The sequence below is a fragment of the Veillonella parvula genome (genome assembly GCF_001553335.1).
Classification (GTDB): domain Bacteria; phylum Bacillota; class Negativicutes; order Veillonellales; family Veillonellaceae; genus Veillonella; species Veillonella parvula_S.
This window is the reverse complement of sequence record NZ_KQ960791.1, coordinates 18,198-42,805: the sequence shown is the minus strand read 5'-3', so window position 1 is coordinate 42,805 and position 24,608 is coordinate 18,198. Positions and strand designations below refer to the sequence as shown.

Here is a 24,608-nt window from a genome sequence, read left to right as displayed (position 1 = left end):
TATTAAAGTATGAAATCATAATATAACGGTTCTATAGAATTGTCAATAGAACCGTTATGATTTCATGTATTTACTATCAAAATAATCCGTCTATAGTTTATATCCTCTCATGGATCATAATTAAATAAAATATAATTAAGGATTAATTTTGACTTTGTAATGATAGATATGAAGACTTATCAACTTCATCTAAGTCTTCAATCTTATACTTAATTTTGCTGTCGTTAAAATGGTAATATTTCCGTACATGCTCTAATAAAACTTTGGACTCTTTGTTCTGTCTGGAGAAGAATAAAACACAATTCATATTATTATCAAAGACAATCATATTATCCTTACACAATAAGTATAGATACGAGCTGCCAGCCTTATCTTTCTCTACAAAGGCATCAAAGAAATAAGGAAATTTAGAGTTAGAGAAACTAATATCAGATACAATAAATTGGCTACCCCATTTGCTAATATAAATTTCATTCTTAGGCCCAAACTCTAAAACTACACTACGGCCAACCAGCTCATCTGATGATGGTTCATGATAAAACATAAAAGCTATAAAAGCTGTTATTAAAGTAATCAAAATAATAAACCCAAACCAAAACTTTCTCATCACTCTAGCCCCAAACTCGTTCTATATCTGCCACACTATGTGCATCAGAGCCCAATACAAATGGCACACCAATGATAGCCGCCATGCCTTGAATGAAGCGGCTTGGGTACATTTCACGGCAGTCTGGTTTGAAGAACCCGCTCATGTTGTAGTCTAGCTCACGACCTTGGACGCGCATGATATGCAAAATATCACTCACCACCTGCGCATTGCGACGATCTAAATGACGTTCAAATCCAAAGTGATGTTGGTATTTCTTGATTAAATCAAAATGACCTATGCGTTTAGGTGTATATTCACCGAGGTCAGCACGCACAGCTTGGCGTACGGTGGAGTAATATTTGTAATATAACTCATATTGTTTTTCGATCCACGGTCCGAAGCCTTTCTCAAATTCTTCAGGACTGTAGTCTAAGCAGTAAAAGGCATTATTAACGCCTTCCATAAAGTGAACGGATAAAATATTATCATCCGTCAACGGACCATAGCGATCCAAGAACTCTTGAATGTCTGATTCAAAGCCTGGAATATAATCGACTTCAAAACCGAGAGAAATATCGATATGTGTGCCATACGCACGTTGTAATTGACGACCCAACTCTAAGTAAGTATCAACTTCATTTAATTTCAAAGACGCTGTGTCATAGGCCTTTTTATCACCACCGTATTCTGCAGCAAAAGCTGTTGGCAATGGTGCATGTTCTGTAAGACATACCTTTTCAATACGCAACTCGATGGCCTTTTCTATCATCATCGCAGTTCGGTCCCCACTACCATGTGGACACAACTCCGTATGCACATGACCGTCCACGAGACGGCTGCGATACTTACTATATCCAACGAACTGCCGTTCACCTTTCATGTTCATTCAATCACCCCTATTCGCCCCAACCCCTGGCGAACCCTTATCTATAATCTATATATCATTGGTATAACGTATTAATTTATATATTTTACTATACTAATTATTATACCAATAATGCGTATGTTTCGGTATCCTGATATTTACCATGTTTGAATCCAACTTGAGGCGTTAGACCACAATAGGTAAAGCCAAATCGTGCGTGTAACTTGGTGCTGCCTTCATTGCCAGCCGTAATAACGGATACCACATTGTGCAATAACGAATCATTTTTTGCTATTTCTAAAATATGAGCCATCAGTTGTGTAGCAATCCCCCTACCGCGATAATCTTGATGGATATAGATAGATAGTTCGACGGTACTTTTATAGGCCTCTTTAGGTCGATATGGTGAAAGCGATGCATAGCCTGCTACAATCCCATCAATGGTACCTACCGCAATAGGATGGTGCTCATCGCTATGAGACTCATACCACTCCTGCCACTCTGACAACGTGCGAGGTTCAAGATCAAGCGTAGCTACGCCGTTCACAACCTCATAGTTGTAAATATCTAAACAAGGGGCTATATCATCCTTTGTGATTGGTCGTATTACTAATTCACTCATAAGTATTCCTCAAAATTGTGGGTATCCTAAAAAATATTATTTCTATTTAACATAATATATAAAAAGAGACCACATACGCAAGAAAAAGGACGAACTATTCGTATAACATACCATTTCACATTCTACATTTTTAAGAAGTAAAAATTACATATTTTACATCTATATCCCCAATACAACAAAACTGAGTGGTAAAAGCAACGTTTTTTACCACTCAGCATATACGTTTTGAAGCATATATAAGTAAAAAGCTCTTATTTTACTTATATACTTTCATCATATTTTTTATTATAACTATTAGAGCTAATACATTTCTATAGAAGCAAAACTATACTCTTACTTGATTTATAAGAAAATTACACAAGAACAAATAAAAGTATTGTAATAACAATTAAAGCACTAATCACAGTATAGTCGATTCTTTTCAATCCTACGGATGCAGCAAAGCTGTGTGTGGGGCCACCAAAGCCACGTAGTTCCAAGGATAACGCCATTGTTTCGGAACGTCCCAAGGATTTTAACAGCAATGGTTGAATAACAGATGCATAGGATTTGATACGCTTAATGAAGTTGCCTTCGAGAGATAAGCCACGGCAAGCTTGCGCCTCTTGTACAGCATGGCTTTCAGCAATGAAATCAGGCACGAAGCGAAGTGCGGCAGTGAACATAAATGCATATTCGTAAGGAATTTTGCATTGTGTTACGAGCGCGGCCGTAAGGTCTTGCAATTTTGTAGTTGCCAACAGGCCTATAAAGACAAGTGTCATAGCCAACATTCGCAAGCCGGATACAATGGCAGAGGTTACATCGCCACTGCCAAGGAATTGGATGAGTCCAAGAAATACAGCGAAGCTAGTTAATGCCAACACGGCTTTGCGTTGTTTGAATAACAAACCTGCCAAAAACAGTACACCGAGTTCTACTACGACTAATGCCAATAGCGATGCCCAGTCACGCAATAGGATGGCCCACACGGATACAGCAAGGGTCATCAAGATTTTTGTTAACGGTACTAAACGTTCCATATGTCCCTCCTATTTTCCACTCAACTGAGCCACTAACTTGGATTTCAATTCATCCATAGATTTGCAATAGCCTAAGGATGGTACCGCTAGTGAAAGTTCCACACTTGGTGGTTTCGTAAGGCCTAACTCTTGCAATTCATCCGTAGACTTTTTGAATAATTCTTCTGGACTGCCATCAAAGGCAACGGTTTGGTTGCCCATGATGATAGCACGGCTACATTCGCTAGCCATGATTTCCATATCATGAGTAATAAGAAGGATTGTAATGCCTTCTGAATTGAGCTGACGCAATAGTGCTAATAATTCTTTAGTTTCCTTACCATCTTGACCACTGGTTGGTTCGTCAAGGATGAGGATTTTAGATTGCATAGCCAACGCAGAAGCAATGGCAACGCGTTGCTTTTCACCGCGGCGCAATGTTGGAGGATAGGCTTCACGCAAATGACCGATGCCTGTGTGCTCCAATACTTCATCAACAATACGCTTCACTTCGGCTTTACTGCGCCCCAAGGACTCAGGTCCGAAGGCAACCTCTGTGGCTACGGTAGGTCTGAACATTTGACGATCTGGCTGTTGAAATACGTAGCCGATAAATTGTCCCCGTTTAGACGGCGGCATGGACGTAATATCTCTGCCGTTATAATACATGTGGCCTTCCCTAGCCTTTTCTAGGCCTACGAGCAAACGCGTAATAGTCGTTTTGCCGCAACCATTACGACCACCAATGGCAATATATTCGCCTCCCTCGATGGTGAAATTCACGTTTCGGAAAATATCTACGGCTGGCACATAGCCAAAACGGATGTTTTCAACCTTAAGCATGAGCGCCACCGTCCTTTCCTGGTACATCATCAACACGTTGAACTGGTTGTCTACTTTCTACTATATTAGATTGATCAGCAAGATTATCTACTGTATTTCTTTGATTAGCTGGAGAATTGCTTTTACCATGCACCTCGGTTTGAATCGCATGAGCCATTTCAATTTGGTGCAAGCCCTTGATAGCAGACTCGATGCTGAGCCAAGGTTCATCGCTGTGGAAGCCGGCTTGTTCCAATTCCATATACGTAGTAAACACGGATGGCAATGCATCAACGTGAATATTGTGTTCATACATATAACGAAGCGTAGTAGGTACATCGTCATCACAGGCGATAGAACCATTTACCATGAGGGCCATGCGGTTAGCGTACGGCAATACGGCATGCAAGTCATGGTCGATAACAACAACGGTAATGCCGTGTTTTTGGTTCAAATCACCTACAAGGCGATATAATTCAGCGGTCCCATCTGGATCGAGAGAGCTAGTCGGTTCATCAAGAACAAGTACAGTTGGGTTCGTAGCCAATACAGAAGCGATAGCTAAACGTTGGCGTTGACCACCAGATAAACTTGTAATCTTGCGGTCTTCTAAGCCTACAAGTCCAACTTGCTTAAACACTTCTTCAGAACGAGCTTTAATAGTTTCGCGGTCATAACCGCGGTTTTCCATAGCAAAGGCCACTTCTTCACGAACTGTCATCGTTACGAGCTGTGTATCGTAGTCGGCCAGAACTACACCGATATGGTTCGCTAGTTCTGGGATTTCCATTTGCGTAGTCGCATGACCATCAACGAAGACCATGCCTTCTAGACGTCCACCATAGAATTTAGGCACCGCCCCTACCATCGCCATGCAAAGGGTACTTTTACCACAACCAGCAGGGCCTGTAACAACGAGAAAATCACCTTCATTTACATCGAGATTGATATTTTCAAGGGATGGAGTAGTTGCCTTAGGATGATAGTAATTTACGTGCTCAATGGATATTTTAGCTTGGCGCTCAGGCAAAATAATCAAGCGACTATGATCAGATGTCAATTGATCTGCATTTGGCAACATGCCACGTTTAGAAAATAAACGTTGTGCCGGAATATACAAGATTGGTGTAATGGCACCATTCAAGGCCCCTACAATGAGTACCAATGGCCACATGCCGTACATGTACACATTATTTGGCAACCCAAGCACTTGCCACAAAATAGTAACAAAGATACCACCAGATACAACAGTTGCTAAGAAGCCAGACACGACAGGGGTTAAATCAAAACCACCAATTTTACGGAACTTCATGGACAGCATAGTACGCGTCACTAGAGCTGCCGTCAAAGCACCACCTGGTTCGGACAACAAGTTGCCGTACGGGAATGCGGACTTAGACGTCAACACGTTGATGAGGGCTGCTACTAGGCCAATCCCCAAAGTTTGACTCAAACTAGGACGAGTCAATAAAATAGCTACGCAGTACGTAGCAATCGTCCAGTTCGGCGTTACCCCAGCCACACTAGGGCTCACCAAATGCAAAATCGTGCCCAATGCGAGCATCAATGTGCTGACAGTAACCCATCTAAACTGGCCACCCTGCACATGCGTGTACACAAGATCTTGAATCCGTTCCATAATAGCCTCTTTTCTACAAAAATATATATGGATTTATTTTATCATTCTTCGAGAATTTGTGAAAGCCTAGACAGCATCAGCACAGTATATGGAACTCATCTCGCACTTTTTTGTCATATACTTATGATATAATGCATGCAAATACTTATATCAAAAAAGATTAACACTAATTTTGATAGCTAAGATGGTAAATCTTAAAACTTACCTAATCAATATATTTCATATAGTCTACAAAGAAGGTTCCTCATGGCACAGGCATTAATCGTAATCGATATACAAGAAGGTTTAGTTAACGAAAACCCTTACGATGCAAAAAAGCTTATCACAAATACAAAAGCAATCATTCAACATTTCAGAGATCAAAATATAGAAGTAATTTTTATCAGGCACTCTGAAGATGAAGGTTTATTAGCAACAGGCAGTGATAATTGGCAAAATCGATTCGCGCAGTTAAAAACAACAAAAGAAATTTTAAGCATCAATTAAATTATGAAAATCTTATAAAGATTTCTATAATTTTTCTCACCTATTTGTCATATATGTATGTTAAAATTTCATCAAATATTTATGCCCGAACATAGGAGGTCTTTTTTATGTATAAGTATATTACGATTTTAGGAGCTGCGGGCCAAATAGCTCAAAAGTTGACTGCTACACTATTAACATATACAGATATGCACATTACATTATATGGTCGTCAGTTGAAAACACGTATACCTCCAGAGATTATCGACCATGAACGTGTTACAGTGATTGAAGGTTCTTTTCAAAACCCTGCTAAGTTAGAACAAGCTGTAACAAATGCGGAGGTTGTATTTGTAGGTTCTATGGAATCCGGCAGTGATATGGCGTCCATCGTGAAAGCATTGAGCCGTAAAAATGTACGCCGTGTTATCGGCGTTTCCATGGCTGGCCTTTCTGGTGAATTCCCTGTAGCACTTGAAAAATGGACCTTCGATAACTTGCCTATTAGCTATGTTCAAGGTGAGCGTCAAGCTCGTAACGTATTGTGCGAATCCAATTTAAATTACACTATCTTGCGCCTCACATGGCTTTATAATGATTCGGAAAAAACCGATTACGAACTCATCCCTGAAGGGGCTCAATTCAACGATGCCCAAGTTTCACGCGAAGCTGTGGTAAAAGCCATCTTTGATATCTTACATGCAGCGGATGAAACTCCTTTCCACCGCACAAGCATCGGCGTAGGTGAGCCAGGTACACACTTCGATAAACCAAGCTTTCACTAATATATAACTATAATTAACAATAAAGGCCGAATAGACTATGAAAATAGATAAAAGCTACAGTAATACAATAAATATTAACGATACTACAACTAATATTTTACAAGCTAGATATATTATCTGCTCTTGTAGAAGGCCAAAATGATATCATTCAAGGACGTATTCTATCTTTAGAGAAATCCTTTGATAGTATAGACCAAATGTTTAGATAAAATATAAATAGTATAATATATTAATTCTATAATAATAAGGTATATCCAAAATTTAAGAGTACATTTTTACTCATGTAACATAAATTTTGGATATACCTTTCTTATTCCTACATTTTATAGATATTTATATAGATAAACTCACATATTTACGCTATACTAATAAATAATTAGTATATACTATAGGTATTTGAAAGCAAATGCCTCTTTGATTATCAATTATATTTATATATGCAATTTACTGTATAAAACACTCTAGGTTTTATGTATAAAAATAAATGATAGTCATTTTTAGTCCCAGTTAGGGCAGAGGCTAATCAAGGAGTTATTATGAATCGCATTGTTGTTATTGGCAGTTGCAACATGGATATTGTAGTCCTCGCGGACAAACGCCCTACTGCAGGCGAAACAATCATGGGCAACGAATTGCACATCGCCCACGGTGGCAAAGGTGCTAACCAAGCGGTAGCAGCTGCCCGATTAGGTGCAGAGGTTACCATGGTTGGTTGCATCGGCCAAGATACTTACGGCCAAATGATTGTAGATAATCTAAAAGAAAATCATATCAATACGGACTACATCGTTACTGTACCTAATACTACAACGGGAACAGCACATATCACATTGGCTGAAGGCGACAATAGCATCATTGTTATTTCTGGCGCTAATGCAAAGGTAGATAATACTGTAGTGGATAATGCTTGGTCAGCTATCGAGCAAGCGGATCTCGTAATGGTTCAAAACGAGATTCCTATTCCAACAATCGAATACATCGTTCGTCGTTGTCACGAGGCTAATGTGAAAGTACTCTTAAACCCGGCTCCAGCGGCAGACCTCAATCCTGAGTGGTTAGCATTGGCAACCTATATTACGCCAAACGAACATGAGCTTTCAGCGCTTTATCCTAATCAATCTACAGAAGAAACATTGTTAGCTAACGAAAATAAAATCATCGTTACCCTCGGTAGCAAAGGCGTAGGCTACGCCGACAACGGTAACATTCACACCGTATCCGGTTTCAAGGTGAAACCCGTAGATACGACAGGTGCAGGCGATACATTCAATGGTGCCTTTGCAACGGCTATCGTCAATGGTAAAAGCTTAGCCGACGCTCTACACTACGGCAATGCAGCAGCGGCCCTCTCCATCCAACGCTTAGGTGCCCAAGGCGGTATGCCAACAAAGGACGAGGTCGCTGCATTCTTAGCAGCAAATTAGCGTATTGAAAAGGAGTTTACCATGCAACGACACGGCATTTTAAATAGCCATATCGCTAAGGTTCTTGCAGATCTCGGCCACACAGATACGATTTGTATCGCCGATTGTGGCTTGCCAGTGCCTGAAGGGGTTCAAAAAATCGACTTAGCCTTAGATTTTGGGGTACCAAGCTTTGAACAAGTGGTCTCCATCATCGCTAAGCATATGAAATCCGAAGCGATTCATGTAGCAAAAGAAATTAAAGAAAATAATCCTGAAGCTTATGACTTTTTGGAGTCTACCTTCCCATCCAATCAATTCGAATGGATTGAAACGAGCCATGAAGCGTTCAAAGAAGCTACAAAACAATGCAAATGCATTATTAGAACTGGTGAAGCATCTCCGTATGCGAACATTATCTTGCGCGCCGATTGTATTTTCAGCGATCGTCCCTAGAGTAGTAGATTGACTAACTCGGTTTATACCTTAAGAAACTGATTCTATAAATCAGTTTCTATAAATTAAACAGATTAGCTTTCAAAGATTACCTAACCATCTAATCTATTACATACATTAGAGATACTTTCACCAATTATATAGGAGTAGTTATGGAAATTGTTATGTCAGGCATTGCAAAGGCCTTTGGTACGAACCAAGTGCTGCGCGATGTAAGTATTACCCTCAAGGAGGGCGAGGTTCACGCCTTGATGGGCGAAAACGGCGCTGGCAAGTCCACCCTTATGAATATCCTCACCGGAATTCACAAGGCAGACGCTGGCACAATCACCATCGACGGCGTAGAGCGCACCTTCCCGAATCCGAGAGAGGCTGAGCTAAACGGTGTTGCCTTTATTCACCAAGAGCTCAACATTTGGCCTAATCTAACATTGCTAGAAAATCTGTATTTAATGAGACCGAAGCGCAATAGTTTTGGTATGCTCGATAAAAAGGCGATGCTAGCCGAGGCAGAAAACACCTGCCGCGAGTTGGGTATCGAATTGCCTCTCACTACTGAGGCGGGCCTTTGCTCCGTTGGTCATCAACAAATGACGGAAATCCTTCGTATCTTGATGTTAGATGCCAAGGTTGTCATCATGGACGAGCCGACAGCAGCCCTCACAGAACGTGAAACGGCGACTTTGTTCAAAATGATGCGCAAAATGAAAGCCCGCGGCGTGGCTATCGTATATATCTCTCACCGTATGGAAGAGGTATTTAGCGAATGCGATACGATCACAGTTATGCGTGATGGTCACACCATCATTACAAAACCAACTGCTGAAATTTCTGTAGACGAAGTAGTGCGCCACATGGTAGGCCGTTCTATTGACGAGTTCTATCCTGCTCGTACCACAACACCGGGCGAAGTGATCATGAGCGTAGATAACCTCAAACCTGAAGGTTTCAACAACGACATTTCCTTCTCCTTGCACAAAGGCGAAATCCTCGGCGTAGCAGGCCTTATGGGCGCTGGCCGTACAGAAATCATGCGTGCTATCTTTGGTGTAGACAAGCACAATGGCGGTACCATAACAGTTAACGGCTCCGTTCTAAACTGTAAAAAACCTGAAGATGCCATCAAAGCAGGCATTGCTTTCATCACAGAAAACAGAAAGAGCGAAGGCTTGATCCTCGATTTCTCCATCGGTTCCAATATTACATTGCCAAACCTTGGCGAGATTTGTCCATCTCATGTACTAGATAAGAGTAAACTCAATTCCTTTGCTGACGAATTGTCTAAAAAGCTAGGCGTTAAAACACAATCTATTCACGAAGCGGCGTCCTCCCTCTCTGGTGGTAACCAACAAAAAGTTGTTATCGCTAAATGGGTCGGTAAAAAACCATCTATTATCATCATGGATGAGCCAACCCGCGGTATCGATATCGGTGCAAAACGTGATATTTATGATTTAATGAACGAATTAACGAACGATGGTGTGTCCATTATCATGGTTTCCTCTGAGTTACCTGAAGTGCTCGGCATGAGCGACCGCGTTATGGTCATTCACGAAGGCCGCGTAGCAGGTATCTTGGACCGCAGCGAAGCAACACCAGAATCGATTATGACATTAGCCACAGGAGGACAATAATGGACAGCAAAGCTCTACAATATGTAAAAAAATTAGGCCCTCTCATCGGCCTCATCCTATTATTTATCATTATCTCTGTCATGAACGACAGTTTCCTTGAATTCTCTAACTTGCGTAACTTGTTGCGCCAAGTATCCATCAATGCGATCATCGCCTTTGGTATGACCTTCGTCATCCTAACGGGCGGTATCGACTTATCTGTTGGTTCTATCCTTGCCCTCTCTAGTGCAGTGATGGCCAACCTCATCGTAACTGGCACTGACCCTGTATTGGCTATCGTATTAGCTGCAGGTGCGGGCCTTGTATTGGGCGGTATTAACGGTCTCGTTATCACCTATGGCCGCGTAGCTCCATTTATCGCTACCTTGGCGACCATGACCATCTACCGTGGTGCTACGTTAGTATTCACAGACGGTAACCCAATCTCCGGCCTTACACAAGATCCTCTATTCCACGGCTTTGGCCAAGGGGATATCGCAGGCCTTCCAGTTCCAGCTATCACAATGTTCCTAGCTTTCATCATCCTCTGGTTCGTATTGAGTCGCACATCTTTAGGCCGTAAAACATACGCCGTAGGTGGCAGTGAAAAAGTTAGTTACATTGCTGGTATCAAGATTGACCGCGTTAAAATCTTTGTGTATGCCTTGACGGGTATGCTCTGTGGTATCGCTGGTGCAATCATCACTTCTCGTCTTAACTCTGCACAACCTACAGCAGGTGCAGGCTACGAACTTGACGCTATCGCGGCGGTAGTTCTTGGCGGCACAAGCCTAGCTGGTGGTCGTGGTCATATCGTTGGCACACTCATTGGTGCCCTAATTATCGGTACCCTCAACAACGGGTTAAATATTCTCGACGTTTCCAGTTTCTATCAACAAGTCGTAAAAGGTATTGTTATTTTACTGGCTGTTCTTGCAGACCGCAAGAAAGCTTAGGAGGTTCCTATGAAAAAACTATTGTTACTGTTGGCGATGGCTATCATGGTTATCGGTCTTGTAGCAGGCTGTGGTAAAAGCGCTGATAACGGCGGCGACAAAAAATCCGGCACGATCGGCTTCTCTGTTTCCACATTAAACAACCCATTCTTCGTAACTATGAAAGAAGGCGTTGAGGCTCAAGCTAAAGCGCTTGGTCTTAAAGTTAAAATCGTTGATGCTCAAAACGACCCTGCAAAACAAGCAAACGACATTTCTGACTTACTTGAAAGCGGCGTTTCCGTATTGATCATCAACCCTGTAGACTCTGCAGCTATCTCTACGTCCGTAGAAGCAGCAAATGCTAAAAACATTCCTGTCATCACTGTTGACCGTTCTGCTGATAAAGGCAAAGTAGTGGCTCACATTGCTTCCGATAACGTAAAAGGCGGCGAAATGGCAGCTCAACTTATCGTTGATAAAGTTGGCAAAGCTGCAAAAGTAGCTGAAATTGAAGGTATCCCTGGTGCTTCCGCAACTCGTGAACGCGGCCAAGGCTTCCACAACGTAGCTGACAAAGACTTAACAGTAGTAGCAAAACAAAGCGCTGACTTCGACCGTACAAAAGGTTTGAACGTAGCAACTAACATCTTGCAAGCTAACCCAGACGTACAAGCTATCTTCGCTCATAATGACGAAATGGCATTGGGTGCTATCCAAGCAGCTAAATCCGCAGGCAAAACAATCTTCATCGTAGGCTTCGACGGTACTGCTGATGCAGACAAAGCTGTTAAAGACGGCACATTGGCTGCAACAATTGCGCAACAACCAGACCAAATGGGTAAAATCGCTATCGATACAGCTCAAAAAGTTATCAAAGGCGAAGCTGTAGAAGCTAAAATCCCTGTAGATCTTAAAGTTGTTACAAAATAATTGTATATAGAAACTGGGTACAAAAAAAGAGTCGCATCCTTTGATGCGACTCTTTTTATTTGGGCTCTCGCTCTAAAAATTCTTTAAAAAACTCAATAAACCTCGGCAAATAGGTTTGATCTAAACTTTCAATAGTCATATTACATTTGTAATTCCAAGTGGTACAGATAGTAACATCCATTGTCAAAGCACCCTTTTGATCTAAAGAGAATGTTAACGTATCCCCTTCTCCCGTCAGAATATTTGTAAAGGTTGCTTCCCCTTTGCAGTTTTCATACAAGTCAACTAATACTTTGTAACTAGCATGAATCCCTGACCAATCACTAGGATCAATATATCCAGAACAAATGTTATAGCCCTGTTTAATATATATGCCAAACACACCAAATTGAGATAACTCTATATCCATATCAAAGGCAATTGTTAAATTTGGTTCATTTACGATTTCATACATCCTATTCACACTCCACAAACAACAATTTTTAATTTATTATAGCACTGTATTTGTGAATATAATAGAAATTATAAGTTTTTCCGAAAGTCTTCTTAAGTCTATTTTCCTATTAAAATATTAACAAATAATTAATCTTACTAATGAAAGGCAATGAAAATGACCACACTAGGGTATGTATTTACTCTAGTGTGGTCATTTTTATTATTATCAATACTTATTGAAAATAAAAGCTTAATCTATACTTATTCCGGAAATTAGACAGACCCAATCCATCCATATCCTTGAACTGCCATATCTATAAAATGATTCATAAGTAAAGACACCTTAGAATCAAAAGATACTTTATCATAACTTTCAGGCAAATCATCATTCAAGGATAATTCTACCTCATATTTTAGCTTAGCAATTGGTTGTTCATCCTTATACCAATCTACAACAAGAAGATTACTGCGATTATCAAATAACTTCTTATAAAGATTCTTAGCAGAGAGTTTCACTTTTTGCTCTTCATTCTTTGTCAGCTTCTTTCCAGCAATAAGCAAGTCAAAGATTTCAAGTTCATCTTCAGTAAGACCTTCAACATTTGCTCGATTATATTCTTCTTGTAATTCCTCAAGAAGCTTTACCAGTTGCTCGTAATAATCCTCGTTTTCAGTGCCACCTGCATTATAAGAATCTATAATACGTTTAAATCGTTCTGAAAACTTCGTTCTTGTACAATTCTTATTAAGCATTTGCTCCAATGTATGCTCAATAAATAACTTCAAGTCATTTATCTCAATTGCTTTATACTTAGCTACTCTTATTTCTTTTCTTAACTGCTCAATATCAACCTTAGATAAATCAATCGCTTTAGTTCCTTTAATCATGTATTGAGCAGGTTTTTCACGCACATAATTTACAAATTCTTGACTTGCTGTAACACTGCCATCTAGAATCTGATTCATTCTCTGTCTTGCACGAGCAACTTTTTCATCATCAATAGTGTGGTGAAAAAGGCCATGCAAATACACAAGCGGTGCATACTTATCGTTGTTCCAAGGCTTCTCAAAGATTTCCGGCTTGGATGCTTCGTATAGATTTGTCAAAACATTAAGGATAACCTTAAATTTTTCTTTATCATCATCTTTTGCAACGATAGTGTCATAAGCACCTCTTAATGCATCTAATTGATCCAGTATATTAGAATCAGCAATTATCTTTTCTAAATCAATATCAAGAGACAACAAGAAAGAATCTGCTTCATCGATTGTACTGTCAATATAGCTGATTAATTGATCAATATCTTTTGCAGGGAATTCTGTTCCGTCATCACCAGTGGCATATTCTGTTAATGCCTTCTTCATGTATTTAAAGACATTTACATAATCTACAATAATTCCGGCAGGTTTTCCAGGATACACTCTGTTGGCACGAGCTATGGCTTGCATCAGCGTGTGGCCTTTCATTGGCTTATCAAGATAAAGTGTAGATAAGTTCTTTACATCAAATCCTGTCAACCACATTGCACAAACGAACACAAGTTGCAGTGAGTCATTAGAATCTTTGAATCTATCCTCAATATCTCTGCCATCCGGTGTGATTTCTTTCATCTTTGCACGATGCTCAGATATCTTTAATCCTTGCTTAGCAAACTTAGTTTCTTCATCATTTTCCTCTGAAATGATAACAGCCATTTCAACCTTATTCATATAAGCAAGAATACGAGTGAGCTGATCATGTTTTTTCTTAGTGGAAACTGTATTTCGCTCCTTCAAGATGTTCTGCTTTTCTATAGCCCAGTAATGCTGAACCTTGTCATACATTTTGACAGCAGTATATTTATCGACAGATACAACCATACCTTTTCCAAGAAACCCGCGTCTTGGAAAGTGGTAGGCAATATCCTGTGCCACTTTATCTAAGCGGTCATCTCTCTTGATAACTTCAAGGATACGTGAAGATGCATTCTCTAAGAGGCGAGTTTCATCCTCGTTAAGATTTTCTTCTTCGATAATATCTACAACGTCATCGTCAAGGAAATCATTTTCAAGCCCCACTTCCGGAACTCGCCTCGAATAGAACAGTGGTACAGTAGAGCCATCTTCGACAGATTGTGCAAAGTTATACTCTGAAACATACTCACCAAACCATTGATTCGTAAGGCGTTTAGAGCCAAGAAGAGGTGTTCCTGTGAATGCCACAAAGTTAGCATTCGGAAGTGCAGTTCTCATGTTCTCTGCTAAATCTTTATACTGTGTTCTATGTGCTTCATCAACAAGGACAATAATATCGTCACGAGTAGAAAGCACTGGATATTTCTTTGTCTTATCGTATCTGAACTTATGTATCAGCGTGAAGATAAAAGCCTTATTGGTAGTCAAGAAATCTCTTAACTGCTTACTGTCTTTTGGCTGGCATTCTTCTTTAGAGCCAATAACCTCTGTACGCACAAAGTTCTTATGAATCTGTGTATCCAAATCTTCACGGTCTGTGATAATGAGGAACGAAAAGTTACCTTGAATCTTACGCTTCACTTTACGTGCAAACATAACCATAGAATAGGATTTACCTGAACCCTGTGTATGCCAAAAAACACCAAGCTTACCGTTAAGCTCTTTTCTGTTCTCCACTGATTCCATTAGATTATTTACACCTAAGTACTGGTGGTTCTTAGCGATAATCTTTATTCTCTGGTTTTCAAAAAGAATGAAGTTTTCAATATAGTCAATCAATCTATCTTTGTTAAGAAGACCATCTACAAAATATCTGACAGAGCTATCCTTAACATTATCCGCAGCAAGAATTGCTTCTCTGTCCAGTTTTTCTTTTTCGCTATCAATCTTAAGCCATTCAAAAAAATAGTCATAGGTTGCATTAAATGCACCAAGCTTCGATTCCAAACCATTTGAAAGCACACAAATCTGATTAAATGCAAAAAGATTCGGAATATCTCGCATATAATCCTTGAGATTCTTGTTGTAGGCTTCTTCAACCTTAACAATGCTATTTTTCAGTTCAATAAACACAAGGGGCATACCATTAACAAAGATAAGGATGTCCGGTCTCCTGTAGTAGACCTTACCTTGTATCCACATCTGAGACACCGCTGTGAAAGTATTATTCTCCGGATGTTCAAAGTCTATTAATTTTACAAAATCAAAATCTTCCTTGCCGTTTCTACGAACTATGATTTTTATATTATTACGGATTTGTCTATATAATTTATAATTCGTATCTACGATATCAGTTCCTGTATAATCTTGCCTTAATATCTTTACGATCTCTTTTATTTTATCTTCTTCGATAGCTGGGTTAATACGCTTAAGAGAAGACAGCATAACATCAGGAAGCGTACATTCCTTCTTAGAGTTTCTGCCTGTACCATCGGGCAATACATCTCGTTTATCCGGTGAAGCATCACAAATGAGGATGTCATATTTAAATGGCTCAGCTTTTAATTTTGAAAGTATAGCCTGTTCTATATCATCTTCAGATATAAAATTACGCATATGAACACCTCCCTAAACTTCAAGTTTTCCGCTCATTAAGCGTGGTAAAAGCATATCTCTTTGCTGAATTAGATTTTTGTTTTCATTTCTTAATAAGCTTACATTCCTTAATATAGGACTTATTTGATTTGTAAAATCATTTATGACATTCTTTGTGGGTAATAAGAATGTATATTTTCTTAAATCACCCATCCGTATGCCTTTTTGAGCAGACCCATTTGCCTTAGATTGACAATAATTCTGTACATCTTGCGAAAGTAAAAGCATATACAAAAATTCTGAGCTGATTTTTTTATTTGCTCTCATTGTAAAGACAGATTCACTGATATTCCAATTATTTGTAGAAATATCAATCAGACATACTCTTCCTATTGTTCCGATGCCGGAGAATAATAAATCACCAATTTTCAAATCAGATCGTTTGTTTATCTTTATTATTGCATCATCATTTACTTTGTCACATCTATCATCAAGATAAACTGTATTGTCAGCCATATTTTTTATAGTTACATAGAAATTTTCACCTTCACCTAAAACAAAATTTTTTCTTGGATTAAGTCCTGTAGCTATCTTATTTAAAACATCATCTAGTTTTACTTTTTCCCAATCTTTTGGGAATCCATCTATAAATTCCACATCTTCATATCCCGGAAAACGGAATCTTACAAACCATTCCTTGTAAAGACTTTCAGTCATTTGTTCTAAGAGTTTGATTCGCTTGTTGTTGTTTTCGATGAGGTTGTCATAGGTTGAAAGAATATTGGCAATTTTTCTTTGTTTACCAATATTTATATCTGGAACAAGATATTTCATTATTGCCGTCTGTGTACCTCTAGGCATTTTTGTTCCTTTGGATGTAACTGTATCATAATTGAAAAAGTTATTGTCACTTAATACATAGTATAAAAATTTTGAATCAATATCTTCATTTGCTCTGACTACTAATACATCGTTTGAACAACTGCCATTTTTATCGGCATACCATATTTTTCTAAAATATGGACGAATATTAGATAGAAGAATATCATTGGGTCTATATGCTGATGCTGTCTTAGAATCTGGCAACGAACTGGCTATAGTTACCCCGCCTTTATCTTTAATCATATTTTCTGTAGAAATATATGATTCGTAATTAATATTATCGGTTCTATCTTTTCCCCAAAATGCGCAATCACTTAGTCTTTTATATTCCATATCACTCACCCAACAATCCTTTCAGATTATTTGAAATGAGTTTTTCAAGTTCCCTTGCCTCGGTACTTAAAGACATAAATTCAGAATTAAGGGAGAGCATTTCTTCTTTGAATTCTTCCTTGGTTAAACCGTCGTCTTCAATAACCACTCCAACGTAACGACCTGCATTGAGGGAGTAGTCCTGATCAATGATTCCATCTTCACCATCCATTGGCGCAGCTTTACAAAGGCCAATTACATCCGCATATACACCATCTGGGAATCTTTCTGTTAACCAGTCAATCTGTGATTGCCAGTAATCTTTAGTTAGGACTTCTTTATCATCAGAAGATTCTGGTGCATTTGCAAGTTCTGTTTTGTATTCATCAATTAAATCAACAAAAGCCTGTGTATCACCGTGATATAGTTTCGTTATTAGACCAAGATTCTTAATCTGCTCATCAGAAAACTTTCTATGCGCACGGTCTACCTGTATAAACACATTTCTCGTATCTATAAATAAGATTTCATTTTTCTTCTCAGTATTTGGCTTCTGTTTATCGAAGAACCAAAGAGTTGCTGGAAGAGTTACTGATGAAAACATATTAGAAGGAAGAGTCACCATCTGTGAGATGATACCTTCTTCAATCATTTTCTTTCTGATTTCATATTCTGAACCGGAAGCATCCGAAGCAGAATTTGCCATCACAAGAGCTGCTTTCCCATTCTCATTTAACGCAGTTGCAAAGTAGCCTATCCACAAATAGTTTGCGTTAGGTACAGTTTCTTTCTTGTCAGATTTTTTCTTTGTTGATTTGCTTTTGTTTCTTGGCACACCATATGTATTAAAACGGGTATCATCAGAAACTTTCTCAACCACAACCTCATCAACATTAAAGGGAGGATTTGCCATTACATAATCAAATTGTCCAACTGCATTATATGGATCAGAATAGAATGAATTAGCTTGCGTAATGTCACCACGAATATTATTAAGAAGCAGATTCATCTTTGCTAGTTTTACTGTATCAGGTTCCTTTTCAACACCATAGCAACGGAATTTCATCTGTTCACTCTCGCTGGCATTGTGATTATGCATGTATCTTGCGGCCTGAACGAACATACCTCCAGAACCACATGCTGGATCTAAGAACTTCTTTTCACCTGGCTGAGGATTTAATACTTCAACCATATATCTTACTACAGTTGCAGGTGTGTAGAATGTTCCTCCATCCTTACCTTCTGCAAGAGCAAAATTCCCTAAGAAATATTCATAAATTTCACCAAAGATGTCAAGGGAGCCATTTTCAGGAATATCCTTAAATATACGTAGGATGTTAGAAAGAAGTTCCGGTTCTTCCTCTGGTACAAGCTGAGCATATACTTCTTTTGGAAGTACACCATCCATTTTAGGGTTTTCAGTCTCAATTGCTTCCATAGCTTTCTTTACAAGAGTAGCTTTACTAGCATCATCTGGTGCATCATTGATAAAATCATAATAAGCACAATCAGGTAGATAAAATCCACACTTTTCAATAGATATTTCCTTAATGGATTTCTCTATACGCCCACCTTTTAATCTATTATATTCTTTCATAATCTCTAATTTGTGCTGTTTATATAGAATATCAGCATATCTAAGAAAAATAAGTCCCAGAATAGGTTGACCATATTTATTCGCAGCTAAATGAGCACTAGCACGAAGCACATCAGCAGAATGCCATAATGTATCTTTTAACTTTTTTAATTCTTTATCTGTCATAACAGTATTGCTCCTTTATTTTTCTATTTTATAGTCAAACCAAGACTCCTCTAGCACTTCATAAGGGATGTTATTATCTAAGCAAAATGTATTAATGCTTTTCATTGCTTTTAGATTTGGCTTTGAACGTCCAGATTCCCAACGATTTACAGTAGAAAAAGCCACACCTATTACATTGGCAAATTCCTGCTGTGTTAAAAATGAACGTTGTCTAATTCTTTTTATTTCTTTAGGGAAACCCATATATATGTATCTCCTTTTTATCCATTAATATAGCATTATTATAGCAAATAAATATTCATTTTTTTAGTATCTATCCACTAGGCAGTCTGACTTATAGATATTAACCTATATCAAAATTAGAGAACATAATAACCATATATGAAAAAGTCCAAAGTACTCTTGAAATTAATACTGTAGTAGTAACATCTTATAGAATAACAAAGAGCCGCACCAATTAGATGCGACTCTTTTAGTTAGAATATTAAATTAATACTAATTTTCTTATCTTTACAATGTTTTCTTAAAGAATATTGTCGTATGTACCTTTCCAGGCAATTGTGTTCGTTTATATTCTTTAAAGCCAAAGCCTTCATACATTTTGGCAAGCCACGGGTGTTCTGCAGCAGTACCTAGTGTTACGGCTGGTGTTTTATATACGTTGCGCAATAGGTCTTCTGCTTCGGCAAGGACTTCACGAGCATAGCCCTTCCCCTTATGTTCAGGGGCCGTCACGAAGTGTGCAATGTGGGGATATACGTCTGGTGTAGCCTTTGGAATCCAAGGCATACGGAATGAAATAGAGCATACCAAGGAACCATCTACGTAGAGACCAAATACAGGATATTTTAAGATCCATACGCGAGACTCTTCTTGGCTAAAGTTGATGGCATCAAAGGATATAGGATAGTTCTTATTCTCCGCATAGCCTACAATCAACACCTCGTGATATTCAGCCGCATCATCTACGGTTAATTGTCTAAATTCTTTCATCTATTTACCTCGTTCAAAATGCTCTAATCATAAACTAACTGCGTCATTAGATTGCACATTAGAATTAGCTATATCAATACAGTATCACATTTTTAATATAATACTAGTATTTTAAAACAGAGCTAGCAGAGCCTTATAACGCTGCGCTATCAAGAGGCAATTCACTATCTAGTGTAAGGTAACGGCTCAAGAATTTGCGTGTTCGTTCTTCTTTTGGATGTTCAAGGACAACCTTAGGGTCCCCTTGTTCCACGATGACGCCGCCTTCCATGAATACGACTTGGTCCGCCACTTCTTTGGCAAAGCCAATTTCATGAGTTACGATAATCATCGTTACCTTTAACTCTTTTGCAATCTTACGGATAACAGCCAATACTTCGCCTACGAGTTCTGGGTCGAGAGCAGATGTAGGTTCGTCAAAGAGGATAACCTCTGGGTCCATCGCAAGGGCGCGAGCGATACCGATACGTTGTTGTTGGCCCCCAGATAATTGTACAGGATAGTAATCATCATAGCCTTCCATGCCTACTTCCTTGAGGAAGCGTTGAGCAATTTCACGGGCTTGAGATTTTTTCATCTTTTTAACTGTTACAAGGCCTTCCATGATATTTTCAATAACTGTCTTATTAGAGAACAAGTTATAGGACTGGAATACCATGGATGTGTTACGGCGTACGTTTAAGATTTCCTTGTTAGATGCTTTGTGTAAGTCTACGGAAATATCATTTAATTGCATTGTCCCTGCATCGGCCTTTTCAAGGAAATTCAATGTTCTAAGGAATGTCGTCTTACCACTACCGGATGGGCCAAGGATAACCGTTACAGACCCCGTTGGTACATGTAGGTCAATGCCCTTTAAAATTTCACGGTTCCCGAAGGATTTGTGAACTTGTTTAATATCTATCATAATGCATTACCTCGTTTATACTTGCTTGCATAGATTTCTAAACGATGGAAGATAAATTCAAAGACAATCCCCATCACCCAGAATAGACCGGCCACCACGATGTAGGCCTCAAAATATTGTGAATTTTCCTCTGTATATAACTTTGCAGCGCCAAATAGTTCAATAACTGTGATGACAAATACGATACTCGTACTCTTCATGGTGTTAAGGAACTGATTTGTAAATAGTGGCAACGCAAAGACTGTAGCCTGTGGCAATACGATACGACGGAACGCTTGGAACCAAGTCATACCGATGGCCTGAGCCGCTTCCATTTGCCCTTTCGGTACCGATTGTAAGGCAGCCCGGAAGATTTCACTCAAATAGGCTCCTGTGTGCAAGGTTAAACCTACAACGGCTACAAAGGTAGCTGGCACCTTTTCAAAGGGCACATGCACCCCTGTTTGATCCTCTAATGCGAGGAAGAGAATTGGTAAACCATAGTACACGAGGTATAAGAGAACCATGTTCGGAATACTACGGCACAATAATACGTACAAGTAACTGAGCTGACTGAGCACAGGTACTTTGTTTTGTTGTAGCACGCAACTTAATAATCCTAGGATTGTACCCAAACCAACGCTGAGGAAGGTAATCATGAGGGTGACTTTCACATAAGGAATGACAGCAAAGAAGGTGCCATAAATATAGGTTGAATCAATTATATGTCCCATGTGCCCCTACTCCTCACTGATCAAAATGCGTTGCGTTTCCTTGCCCGCAACGGTAAAACGTTTTTCAAGCAATCGGCCCAAGAGGGACACGATGATAATTAGAATGCCATAAATGATGGCTGCATCGACGAATAACTCAAGATAGCGCTGACTATTGCCTCCCATGAGGTCCGCCTTACGCATCATATCCACAACGCCGACGTTAAAAATGAGCGCCGTCCCTTTCAACATGCCGATAACGAGGTTCGTCAATGGTGGAATGCTCATGGTGAAAGCCTGCGGCAAGATGATGCCCACATAGCTTTGGAACTCGGTCATACCAAGACTTTTAGCGGCTTCCTTCTCACCAGGAGAAACCGCATCAATACTGGAGCGCATAATTTCAGCACTATAGGCCGCAATATGCAAAGTAAACACGGCATACACAAATACGAGGCCTGGTACATTTTTCATGTTAAGACCCATGTGAGACATGATTTCTGGCACCCCAAAGTAAATGAGGAAGAGCTGTACCAAGAACGGCGTACCCCGCATAAAGGAGATAAATACAATAAATAATTGGTTTAATACTGGTACCTTCTTGAGGCGAATGATGGCTATGATAGAGCCCAAAATAACACCTAAGATGGCAGAAATAACGGTGATGAGCACCGTTACATGCACATAATTCAAGAGCTGTGGAAACGCTTGGATCATGTAGGACACATCAAAATACTTGCCCACAGTAGCACCTCGCTTCTAGACATAATAGAATAAGGCCGCCAAGGCGGCCTATCCGTTATTTTTGTGTTGGATCGAATGTGTAATCCCCACCAAGATATTGTTCAGAAAGTTTTTTCAACGTACCATCAGCACGCATTACTTTCATCGTTTTATCAATTTTTTCGTTTACTTGTTTCATGTCGTCTGTACGTTTAGACAAGAAGTACGTTGGTACTACGGCCAATACATCACCTACAGCTTTAAGTGGCAAGCCACGGTCTTTAATGGCAGAGTTAATAACGTATTCGTATTCACCGGCTGCATCGGCACGGCCTGTAGCAACAAGGTTCAACGTTTCAGCACCCGCTTTATCTGTATAGATAACCTCGATTTGAGGATTTGCTGTTTCGTTGAATTGTTTTACTAATTCGTTGAACTCAGAGGATGTGGTAACGGCGATTTTTTTGCCTTTCAAATCATCCAATTTAGAGATGTCGTTGCGGTCGTTTTTAACTACTAATTTACGTGTAGAGTAGTTGTTAACCTCATTTGTGTAGTAGTATTTTGCTTCACGTGTCTGGTTGCGACGCATTTGGTTTGCAATCATGTCCACTTGTCCTGCATCCATTGCTACAAAGGCAGCATCAACGGCCATTGGCTTGAAGTTGAAGTGAAGGTCTGGATTACGACGCTCAATTTCTTTCAACAATTCTACGTCGAAACCAGTAAGGTTGCCATTATCATCTGTATAGGAATAGGGGCGAACTGTACCGCGTGTAGCTACGTTAATTACTTTAGCATCAGGATTTACTTTTGCATCCTTAGATGTATCGTCACCGCAACCAGCTACCACAAGCACACCTAGTGCCAACGCGCCAATAGCAAATAATTTCGTCAATTTCTTTGTATTAAACATGTAAAACTCCTTCTTTTCGCAATGTTTGCAGGAATGGCTCAACCTCATTTGTATAGGTAAAAGCCTCAATCATTCTATCTATTTGGTCAGCCTTTAAGGTAAGGCCTAATTTTATGCGTATATCCTCCATAGTGAGAGGATTATTCGGTGATCCTTTTGGATTGTTCACCGTTTCTGTGAAAGTATCTCCGTTTTTCAAGGTAACGGTTACTTTCGTAATCCGCTCCGTTTGAGATACCTTCGGCATATCATAGACACGCTCTATACGCGACATATAGTCCCGTACTGATTGGTCTATGCTGTCTATCTTAAATAGTTCATCCTGTACCACCCCATACGCGAGGACTTGGTACACGACGTACTCTATGGAAAACTGCCCTTCTCGACCTGTTTTTGGCGATGTATAGCGCAAGGCCGCATCAGCACCAGGTGGGAAGTGAACAGTCACTCGATCTATCTCATCCCACAAGAATGAATCAGATGTATATAATCTATGTGCCACGATTTCTGCCGCTTCAGCGCCACAAATAGCAGCCGAGCAATAGGGATGGACTTTCATCCACAAACCAGGATCAATAATTTGCCCTGGTGCTAACCATCGACTACTGATATCATCTGATGTAACGGTAGTATTACCAATAGTTTTAAACCACCCCCGTTCAGGGTCAAAAGGTTTTGTACTAGTTTGAAGTGATGTATGTTGTAACAGTTCGTAAGCCCATACGCCATTGCGTGCTGCCAGTCCCGCATGGAGAGGCTTACCATCTGTACCACTTTGAAAGAACATGCCCGCCGATTGTGTGGCAGCCAGAGATAAGAGGTGAGCCAAGTTTTCACCATGAAGGCCTCGCAAAGCCCCTATAGCGGCCGCTGCCCCAATAACACCAACGGTCCCCGTAGAATGCCATCCTTGGGTCCGATGGGCGGGGTTGATGAGGGAACCAATGATTCCCTCTAGCTCGGCACCAATGATATAAGCACGAAGGAAATCGTGCCATGTATCCGTCGGCTCTAGCACGGCTAGTAAAGCAGAATATAAAACAGTACTGAAGTGACCAGCTAGATTCGCTTGCGCATCATCAAAATCAAGATAATGTGAAGCAAAACCATAATACAAAGCTTTATCGGCTTTAGATACGTTTTCTCCATTAGTCCCGATGAACCGAGCCAAATTTTGAACGGCCTGTTCCGTCTCAGCCGGCGCTAGAGATGCCAAATAATCTAGAAAAGCAATGCGAGCCACTGACAGGAGGTCCTCACGGTTCGTCACATCCGTTTGTTCTATGTAGTTCACAATCGTCTGTGTTACGGAATCCATGGAGCCTTCCTTTCAGTTATCTATAATTAAATATATTGATCGATTCGTCAG

At 39.8% G+C, this 24,608-nt stretch carries 24 protein-coding genes; 7 read left to right on the top strand and 17 right to left on the bottom strand.

Annotated elements, in window-relative coordinates; translation table 11 throughout:
- Positions 1–142: 142 nt before the first annotated feature.
- From HMPREF1865_RS04090 to HMPREF1865_RS04065, 6 genes are all read right to left on the bottom strand, one after another.
- Entirely contained in the window at positions 143–607 is a 465-nt protein-coding gene (locus HMPREF1865_RS04090) for a hypothetical protein (RefSeq protein WP_060919269.1), read from the bottom strand.
- Positions 608–611: 4 nt separating this feature from the next.
- Positions 612–1,475 (bottom strand): histidinol-phosphatase HisJ, encoded by an 864-nt coding sequence (gene hisJ, locus HMPREF1865_RS04085; RefSeq protein WP_060919268.1) that lies wholly within the window; start codon positions 1,473–1,475, stop codon positions 612–614.
- A 100-nt stretch (positions 1,476–1,575) separates the two neighbouring features.
- A complete protein-coding gene (locus tag HMPREF1865_RS04080; RefSeq protein ID WP_060919267.1) occupies positions 1,576–2,076 on the bottom strand; it encodes a GNAT family N-acetyltransferase in 501 nt (166 codons plus the stop codon).
- Between the two features lie 353 nt (positions 2,077–2,429).
- On the bottom strand, positions 2,430–3,098 hold the full coding sequence (locus HMPREF1865_RS04075) for an energy-coupling factor transporter transmembrane component T family protein (protein ID WP_060919266.1): 669 nt from the start codon (positions 3,096–3,098) through the stop codon (positions 2,430–2,432).
- Between the two features lie 9 nt (positions 3,099–3,107).
- The gene (locus tag HMPREF1865_RS04070; RefSeq protein ID WP_060919265.1) at positions 3,108–3,920 is read right to left on the bottom strand and encodes an energy-coupling factor ABC transporter ATP-binding protein; all 813 of its coding nucleotides are present in this window, start codon (positions 3,918–3,920) and stop codon (positions 3,108–3,110) included.
- The gene (locus tag HMPREF1865_RS04065) at positions 3,913–5,538 is read right to left on the bottom strand and encodes a tryptophan transporter (protein WP_060919264.1); all 1,626 of its coding nucleotides are present in this window, start codon (positions 5,536–5,538) and stop codon (positions 3,913–3,915) included. The genes HMPREF1865_RS04070 and HMPREF1865_RS04065 overlap by 8 nt, the downstream gene beginning before the upstream one ends.
- A gap of 246 nt (positions 5,539–5,784) precedes the next feature.
- On the opposite strand from HMPREF1865_RS04065, the gene HMPREF1865_RS04060 reads away from it, so the two are divergent.
- The 7 genes from HMPREF1865_RS04060 to rbsB all read left to right on the top strand — a co-directional run bounded on the left by HMPREF1865_RS04060 (position 5,785) and on the right by rbsB (position 12,128).
- A complete protein-coding gene (locus HMPREF1865_RS04060; protein ID WP_072270792.1) occupies positions 5,785–6,024 on the top strand; it encodes an isochorismatase family protein in 240 nt (79 codons plus the stop codon).
- 107 nt (positions 6,025–6,131) lie between these two features.
- The gene (locus HMPREF1865_RS04055; RefSeq protein WP_060919263.1) at positions 6,132–6,788 is read left to right on the top strand and encodes an NAD(P)H-binding protein; all 657 of its coding nucleotides are present in this window, start codon (positions 6,132–6,134) and stop codon (positions 6,786–6,788) included.
- A gap of 536 nt (positions 6,789–7,324) precedes the next feature.
- Complete coding sequence (gene rbsK, locus HMPREF1865_RS04050; protein WP_060919262.1) at positions 7,325–8,212, top strand: ribokinase; 888 nt, start codon at positions 7,325–7,327, stop codon at positions 8,210–8,212.
- Between the two features lie 21 nt (positions 8,213–8,233).
- Positions 8,234–8,647 carry a D-ribose pyranase gene (gene rbsD / locus HMPREF1865_RS04045; RefSeq protein WP_060919261.1) on the top strand — a complete coding sequence of 138 codons (414 nt, stop codon included), beginning with the start codon at positions 8,234–8,236 and terminating at the stop codon, positions 8,645–8,647.
- 152 nt (positions 8,648–8,799) lie between these two features.
- Positions 8,800–10,281: a sugar ABC transporter ATP-binding protein gene (locus HMPREF1865_RS04040; protein ID WP_060919260.1), complete on the top strand. Its 1,482-nt coding sequence runs from the start codon at positions 8,800–8,802 to the stop codon at positions 10,279–10,281.
- On the top strand, positions 10,281–11,216 hold the full coding sequence (locus tag HMPREF1865_RS04035; RefSeq protein WP_004697939.1) for an ABC transporter permease: 936 nt from the start codon (positions 10,281–10,283) through the stop codon (positions 11,214–11,216). The genes HMPREF1865_RS04040 and HMPREF1865_RS04035 overlap by 1 nt, the downstream gene beginning before the upstream one ends.
- A 9-nt stretch (positions 11,217–11,225) precedes the next feature.
- Positions 11,226–12,128 (top strand): ribose ABC transporter substrate-binding protein RbsB, encoded by a 903-nt coding sequence (gene rbsB, locus HMPREF1865_RS04030; RefSeq protein WP_060919259.1) that lies wholly within the window; start codon positions 11,226–11,228, stop codon positions 12,126–12,128.
- A 55-nt stretch (positions 12,129–12,183) separates the two neighbouring features.
- On the opposite strand, the gene HMPREF1865_RS04025 is transcribed toward rbsB, so the two are convergent.
- The 11 genes from HMPREF1865_RS04025 to HMPREF1865_RS03975 form a co-directional block, all read right to left on the bottom strand.
- On the bottom strand, positions 12,184–12,582 hold the full coding sequence (locus HMPREF1865_RS04025; protein ID WP_060919258.1) for a hypothetical protein: 399 nt from the start codon (positions 12,580–12,582) through the stop codon (positions 12,184–12,186).
- A 254-nt stretch (positions 12,583–12,836) separates the two neighbouring features.
- On the bottom strand, positions 12,837–16,073 hold the full coding sequence (locus HMPREF1865_RS04020; protein ID WP_060919257.1) for a type I restriction endonuclease subunit R: 3,237 nt from the start codon (positions 16,071–16,073) through the stop codon (positions 12,837–12,839).
- A gap of 12 nt (positions 16,074–16,085) precedes the next feature.
- Complete coding sequence (locus tag HMPREF1865_RS09560; RefSeq protein WP_072270791.1) at positions 16,086–17,267, bottom strand: restriction endonuclease subunit S; 1,182 nt, start codon at positions 17,265–17,267, stop codon at positions 16,086–16,088.
- A gap of 1 nt (position 17,268) precedes the next feature.
- On the bottom strand, positions 17,269–19,008 hold the full coding sequence (locus tag HMPREF1865_RS04010) for a type I restriction-modification system subunit M (protein ID WP_060919256.1): 1,740 nt from the start codon (positions 19,006–19,008) through the stop codon (positions 17,269–17,271).
- Positions 19,009–19,023: 15 nt separating this feature from the next.
- Positions 19,024–19,251, bottom strand: coding sequence for a helix-turn-helix domain-containing protein (locus HMPREF1865_RS04005; protein WP_060919255.1), 228 nt, complete (start codon positions 19,249–19,251; stop codon positions 19,024–19,026).
- Positions 19,252–19,518: 267 nt separating this feature from the next.
- Positions 19,519–20,001, bottom strand: coding sequence for a GNAT family N-acetyltransferase (locus HMPREF1865_RS04000; protein WP_060919254.1), 483 nt, complete (start codon positions 19,999–20,001; stop codon positions 19,519–19,521).
- Positions 20,002–20,134: 133 nt separating this feature from the next.
- Positions 20,135–20,908, bottom strand: a complete 774-nt coding sequence (locus HMPREF1865_RS03995; RefSeq protein WP_060919253.1) for an amino acid ABC transporter ATP-binding protein — start codon at positions 20,906–20,908, stop codon at positions 20,135–20,137.
- Positions 20,905–21,621 (bottom strand): amino acid ABC transporter permease, encoded by a 717-nt coding sequence (locus HMPREF1865_RS03990; RefSeq protein ID WP_004694252.1) that lies wholly within the window; start codon positions 21,619–21,621, stop codon positions 20,905–20,907. The genes HMPREF1865_RS03995 and HMPREF1865_RS03990 overlap by 4 nt, the downstream gene beginning before the upstream one ends.
- Positions 21,622–21,627: 6 nt before the next feature.
- Positions 21,628–22,344: an amino acid ABC transporter permease gene (locus tag HMPREF1865_RS03985; protein WP_060919252.1), complete on the bottom strand. Its 717-nt coding sequence runs from the start codon at positions 22,342–22,344 to the stop codon at positions 21,628–21,630.
- 55 nt (positions 22,345–22,399) lie between these two features.
- Positions 22,400–23,239: a transporter substrate-binding domain-containing protein gene (locus HMPREF1865_RS03980; RefSeq protein WP_060919251.1), complete on the bottom strand. Its 840-nt coding sequence runs from the start codon at positions 23,237–23,239 to the stop codon at positions 22,400–22,402.
- Positions 23,232–24,557, bottom strand: coding sequence for an MmgE/PrpD family protein (locus HMPREF1865_RS03975; RefSeq protein WP_060919250.1), 1,326 nt, complete (start codon positions 24,555–24,557; stop codon positions 23,232–23,234). Before HMPREF1865_RS03975 ends, HMPREF1865_RS03980 begins: the two co-directional genes overlap by 8 nt.
- Positions 24,558–24,608 lie beyond the last annotated feature (51 nt).